Genomic DNA, 5392 nt, shown 5'->3' with positions numbered 1-5392 from the left:
AACGCCTAGGAACAAAACCCGGGGCACTTCAATGTGAGTCCATGCACCAGTTTTGGGGTCTTTGACCGTGGTTTTCTCGTTCATCCAGGCTTGGTAGATGGTGAAGAATTCATGTAGTTGCGCGCCCCACTGTGCTGCTTCATCCAGGGTGGTGATCCGGGTCAGTTTCAGCGCAAGCTGGTAGATCGTGCGCCCGGCATCTGTGCGCGGGCGTGAGGTGGTGTAGCGCCGCACGACTCGTTGGGCGTGGACGAGGCAGCGTTGGATTCTCGTGGTCGGCCAGCACTTCTTGATCGCGCTAAAAGCTCCTTGGCTGCCGTCGATCACGGCGATGAGTGGCGCTTCGATTCGTTCGAGCAGGCGTTGGTAGTCGTGGGTGGTTTCATGTCTGCATCGGTGCCACGCGATGACGTGGTCGATGGTGGCAGCGATGATTAAACAGCCCCCGGCGGTGTAGGAGCCATCTAGAAACACCTGGTCATAGACTCGCTTGTCATGGCCAACGGTGGGGTCAGGCACGTCAACGAGCCAGCACCACTTGAAGCGTCGCTTCATAGTGGCGTGGCTGACGCCGTTGCGTTTTGCGAGGACTTCCAGTGAGGTTGCGGTGGTGCAATGCTCGATGAACTGAGCAAACACCGCAGTGCTGGTGATGTCGCCGCGGTGCTTCACGCTGGATGCGCCGCATTGTTTGCATCGTCATCTCGTGGTGCCTTTGCTGGTGGTGCCGTTGCGTTTCATTTCACCGCCGCAGTAGCAGCGTGGTTGATTCTTTGGCAATGCGCCACCACACCACGCGGTACATAGCACATCGCGGTAGCCACTCCGTGGATTTCGCGGCTGGAAGCCAGATATATGCTCCCTGAGCATATATTTTCCTGAAACCGCGAGGTTGCGCCCCGGAAATCAGCAATTCCGGACACACTTTTTGACCCTTAACCCGTGAAAAATTCCACATATGACCATTTGGCGACCTGGGGGGGGAACGGGGAAACGCCCCTTCTTCGATGCGTACATTTTCACGGCCCGCGGCAACACGAGGGCCTCGCTGCTCGCGCGGTGCCGTTCCGTTTGGAGGCGCCCCGGTCACATCTCCGGCACTGCCCACGCAGTCACCGCTTGTACCTGCCTGTTGATTACCGCATCGGGCACGTGCTTGAGGATCCAGTTTCGCGCGGCCGTCACCCGGTCGCCGCCGGTATGTAATGCCCGTCCGATCAGCCGGGATTGGCGAGCAACCTGTTGGCTGCGGCGGCGCCGGTGTGTGTCGTAGGCAGAAAAGTCCGTACTGCCTGCGCGCAGCAGCCGGGCGAGGACTGCAGCGTCTTCCAGACCCTGACACGCGCCCTGCCCGAGGTTTGGCGTCATGGCGTGCGCCGCATCCCCAACCAGCACGACCTTGTCGCTGTGGTAGCTCGCGAGCGGTTTCGCCAACTCGTGGATGGGAAGGTACTGCACTGAGTGCTCCGGGGTGGCGCGCAGCAGTTTGGGGATGGGGTCGTGCCACTGCGCGAAGGTCGCGTGTAGCTGGTGGAGCGCTTGGGTTCCAGGCTGGGCTTCTGGTGCGGAGGTGACGGCGAACCAGTAGGTGCGGCCGTCGTGAAGCGGGACAGCCCCGAAGCGGGCACGAGTACCCCAGGTCTCGAACCCGGCATCAAGCGGTACCCCTTCGGTGATTGCGCGCCACGTGTTGTAGCCTGCGTAGGTCATGCCGGGATCGTCGAAGCAGGTGGCGCGTACCGCGCTGCGGATCCCGTCCGCGCCCACCACAACGTCGAAGCACTCTTCGCGGCCGTCGGCAAAGGTGACCGCGCCGGTGCTGGCGTCGACGCCCACAGCCGCAGCGGACGTGTGGACGCGCGAGCTTGGGAGGCCGACGAGGAGGAGCGAGTGGAGCGTGGTGCGGTCGAGCGCGAGCGAGGCGTGCGTGATTTCCGGGGAGATGCGCGTAAGCCAGTCTCCCTGCGGATTCCGGATCCCGCCTTGTAGCGGTGCTTGTTGCAGCTGCAGCGCGCGGAAGTCTGCGCCTATACCTAGGGCGTCGAGGACGGCGAGCCCGTTCGGCGCAAGCGTGATGCCGGCGCCGCCGCTGCGGATCTGCGCATGCTCTTCGTAAACCTGCACGTCTATGCCGCTGCGGTGCAGCGCCGCCCCCAGCGTGAGACCGGAGATGCCAGCGCCGATGATGCCTATCCTCATGGGCTACGAGCCTAGTGGGGGTTAAGGGTCAAAAGTGTGTCTGGCTCGGCGTGTCGTGGGGGTTAGATTTGGCCTTTTTGGATGCCGATGCTGGTAGTGCCGTTGCGTTTCATTTCACCGCCGCAGTAGCAGCGGCGTTGATTCTTTGGCATTGCGCCACCACACCACGCCGCTCATAGCACACAGTGCTAGCCCCTGCGCGGACCTCACGTCCGAGGCCCGGATATATGCTCCCGGAGCATATATTTTCCTGAAACCGCGAGGTTACGCCCCGGAAATCAGCAATTCCGGACACACTTTTTGTCGTTTAACCCCGGCAGGCAGTCGCCCGAGGTGGTGTTAATCACCACTTGTGCTGTTCAGTACGCTGCCGACCATGCCCCCCTTAAGAACAAACGGCAGGGACCGCCCGTGGAAAACAGAAGCGTGGCCTCGCGCGCTTCTTTCCGACTCACATTCTTCGAGATTCTGAGGTTACCCTCAAAGGTCACGATGTTCCGGACCGTGCCGTCAAGGGCGGCGGGAATCAGCGTGCGCTGCCACGATACGGCAACCCCGACGACGATGAGGACAGCGCCGACCAGCCCCAGCACTGTCAGGTTCAGCATTCGCATGCGCCGTTCCTTGCCTTCGCTCTCAGATGATTCCGACAAGTACTGCTCCTATCACGATCATCACCAGGCCCAGCCCAGCCGTGATTCCGTCGCTGACCAAGGCAGCGATCCACGATCTGCGGTTGCAGGCCAGGAGCATGCAGGCCATGCCGACAAGGATCGCCCCGAGCGACTGGTGCACGATGTCGACGATGTCAGCGACCGGTGCTGCGAAGACCGTGAACTCGGCAACCAGGCCGAAACCGATAGAGATGAGGGTGGCGGCCGCGATGGCCGGTGCGGCGTCGGTGAATGCTGACGGCCTTCGGCCGCTCAGCATTGGCCAGAGTGCATTCGTCGCAGCGATCAGGATCAGTGTGCCACCGGCCCCAGCGAGGAAGTGCGCTGCATAGTCGAAGCGTCCGGATCGGACGAGATACGCCACCGCCCCCACTCCTGCAAGTACGCTGACGGCCACAAGGCGGCGGATTGCCAGGAACTCATACATTGCGGATCGCGATGGGGACCGATCGCCACCACCAACCGGTTGTCGTCCCATACTTCCCATTCGTCTTCAGATAGTCTTCGACATCCTCGCGGGTGCCATGGTCGGCAACCTGTATTTCAATGATCGCGCCATCACATCGATCAACCAGATTCGGGTCTGCATCGCCGATTTCAGGGAAGTCGCCGATGACTCGCTCTACGGTCTCAGTTGACGGGGCGTCCGCACAGGATGCTCTCGACGGAACGTTGTCGTAGACAGCATCCTGGACGAAGAACGAGGGAACGAAGGCAACCGCCGCGATGCCTAACACTGCGAGAACAGCACACGCCGCTCCCGCAGCGATAATGACACGAAGGATCGAACGGCGACGTGTACTGCGCTTCACGAATCCCTCCCTGTGCCAGTATCAGTCATGGACCGTCTCTGAACCCGCCCCTGCACGAAAGCCCGAGCCCAATGAAGTACGCATCCTCCGTAAACTGGGTAGAATGGATTAATGTCGGCGCGCCTATTTGTGAGGACTCAAAGTGACCCACACCGTTCCACCAGACGCCGCAACGACACCACTTGCGGAGCTCTCTGATTCCGATGTGGTCATTACAGCAGAAGGAGAAATCGCCTGGGTAGCGGCTGTTCTCCATAGCCCCGATGGCACGAGTGTTCATGCATTTCCTGGCGCCGGACCCGGATCCCAGGTCGACGGGCTTAGCACATCTCTACCGGAGTTCAGTCTGCCCCCAGAATCCGTGGTTGTGGCGTCTGCTGGAGCCCCCTCGGACTGTCCGACCATACTGGCACTCCCTCCTGGCAGGATTCAGCAAGCCTTCATACTAGCGGGCGTGAACGCAACGAGGATACGTGTCGAATGGAAGCGCTCCGACGACTTGGACTCCTTAAATCAAGGCAGTACCGTGCATTTTGTGCTCGACGACGGGAAACTCTACCGTGTCGTTTACGGTAAGTTCGTCTCGTCTAGCGCAAATCCAGCAAAAACTAAAATTAGATACAGTGAATCTACTGTAAATGACTATGTGGCCAATAGGGACTGCGTCCACTGGCCAGTTCTTGCAATCACTGAATTACCTGAAAACCCCAAGCAAGCATAAGGTCCTCCGGGCCATCGTGGGTATCAACAACCCAGGTCGCCTGAAACGCAAAATAGCGATCTTCCGGATTCGCTGCAGCTATGTGGACGGACGAGGTTTCCGACTGCCCTAACGTCTGATCGATTGAGCATGACGAAAGGGGATCCGTCGACCCGACCGTGCATGTTTCAACTGTAGGGTCGCCCAGGGGGATTCCGGAACTGTCCACCTGCGCATACCGTGCGATTGTTGCTTCCATCGGCGCAGAGGGCCCCTGTAGCAACAAATCAACCACTGAAGAATTTTGGTTCTTCGCTTGGCTGAGGTCAGGCCAGGTCGCCTTCTTTGGCAACGGTGACGATTCAGGGTAGTCAGAAGTGTCAGGCCATGAAGTAGAAATCAGAGCAGGTTGAATTGAACTGCCCGGGAGCGATAGCTGGTAAGGAGACTGGGCGGCACGTGATCGTTCGACGACCTCGTAGCCGTCACTGTCTTGATTCTCAACATTGCCCGCAGAGTTGCTGGAACAGCCGGCCAAGAGGGCGACTATCGATGAAAGAACTATTAAGCGGAGTCTATTTTCCACCCTTGACGCATGTCTCTTTCTTGGGCGTCTGATTATAGTAGCTGACTGCGAGCGTCTTCTTGCCGACCTTCGAGAAGAATCGGCCAGTCGCGCGGTAGACATACTTCGAGTTTTTCTTGCACTTTTTGTTGAGATTAACCTGGTGGTACTTCTTTGCTCCCGATCGCTTTCCGCTCTTGAGATGCTCTTGGCCAAACCACCGGAGGCGGTAGAGCTTTCCTTCGACGCTATGCGCGGATGGAGTGACTTTGCACCTTCCGATTACATGCGTATTGATGGTGTAAGTCACTCCCTTGCTCCTGGAAATATGAGGGTAGTCGATGTCTCCCTGGCATCCAGTCTTCGAGGGTGGACGTTTTGCGAAAGGCTGCGTGGCAACTGAAGCGGCCTGGGTTTAGTTCCGCTTCTATTACGCCCCTGT

Annotated in this window: 6 protein-coding genes and 1 pseudogene; 1 reads left to right on the top strand and 6 read right to left on the bottom strand. The window is 59.2% G+C overall.

The genetic code is table 11. The features are described 5' to 3' along the window. From HMPREF2757_RS11280 to HMPREF2757_RS11800, 5 genes and pseudogenes are all read right to left on the bottom strand, one after another. A pseudogene (locus tag HMPREF2757_RS11280) lies at window positions 1-780 on the bottom strand (IS1249 family transposase); the annotation flags it as partial. Window positions 781-1086: 306 nt separating this feature from the next. Beyond that, window positions 1087-2199 (bottom strand): FAD-dependent monooxygenase, encoded by a 1113-nt coding sequence (locus tag HMPREF2757_RS11275; RefSeq protein WP_070576914.1) that lies wholly within the window; start codon window positions 2197-2199, stop codon window positions 1087-1089. 359 nt (window positions 2200-2558) lie between these two features. Continuing rightward, window positions 2559-2813 carry a hypothetical protein gene (locus tag HMPREF2757_RS11270; protein ID WP_070576912.1) on the bottom strand — a complete coding sequence of 85 codons (255 nt, stop codon included), beginning with the start codon at window positions 2811-2813 and terminating at the stop codon, window positions 2559-2561. Window positions 2814-2835: 22 nt separating this feature from the next. Beyond that, window positions 2836-3132, bottom strand: a complete 297-nt coding sequence (locus HMPREF2757_RS11265; protein WP_151952240.1) for a hypothetical protein — start codon at window positions 3130-3132, stop codon at window positions 2836-2838. 160 nt (window positions 3133-3292) lie between these two features. Then, a complete protein-coding gene (locus HMPREF2757_RS11800) occupies window positions 3293-3685 on the bottom strand; it encodes a hypothetical protein (RefSeq protein WP_141750271.1) in 393 nt (130 codons plus the stop codon). A gap of 142 nt (window positions 3686-3827) precedes the next feature. Here HMPREF2757_RS11800 and HMPREF2757_RS11795 point away from each other — a divergent pair, with 142 nt between their 5' ends. Continuing rightward, window positions 3828-4406, top strand: coding sequence for a hypothetical protein (locus HMPREF2757_RS11795; RefSeq protein ID WP_141750270.1), 579 nt, complete (start codon window positions 3828-3830; stop codon window positions 4404-4406). A 554-nt stretch (window positions 4407-4960) separates the two neighbouring features. On the opposite strand, the gene HMPREF2757_RS11255 is transcribed toward HMPREF2757_RS11795, so the two are convergent. Further along, window positions 4961-5260: a hypothetical protein gene (locus HMPREF2757_RS11255; protein ID WP_070576903.1), complete on the bottom strand. Its 300-nt coding sequence runs from the start codon at window positions 5258-5260 to the stop codon at window positions 4961-4963. Between the last annotated feature and the right edge of the window lie 132 nt (window positions 5261-5392).

Source organism: Brevibacterium sp. HMSC063G07 (genome assembly GCF_001810665.1).
Classification (GTDB): Bacteria; Actinomycetota; Actinomycetes; order Actinomycetales; family Brevibacteriaceae; genus Brevibacterium.
Note: the sequence above shows the minus strand (reverse complement) of the source record. Positions and strands in the feature narration are given on the sequence as shown.

Coding starts and splice junctions, on each gene's coding strand:
- HMPREF2757_RS11275 (WP_070576914.1), bottom strand. CDS start 2,199: ATGAGGATAGGCATCATCGGCGCTGGCATCTCCGGTCTCACGCTGGGG.
- HMPREF2757_RS11270 (WP_070576912.1), bottom strand. CDS start 2,813: ATGCGAATGCTGAACCTGACAGTGCTGGGGCTGGTCGGCGCTGTCCTC.
- HMPREF2757_RS11265 (WP_151952240.1), bottom strand. CDS start 3,132: ATGCTGAGCGGCCGAAGGCCGTCAGCATTCACCGACGCCGCACCGGCC.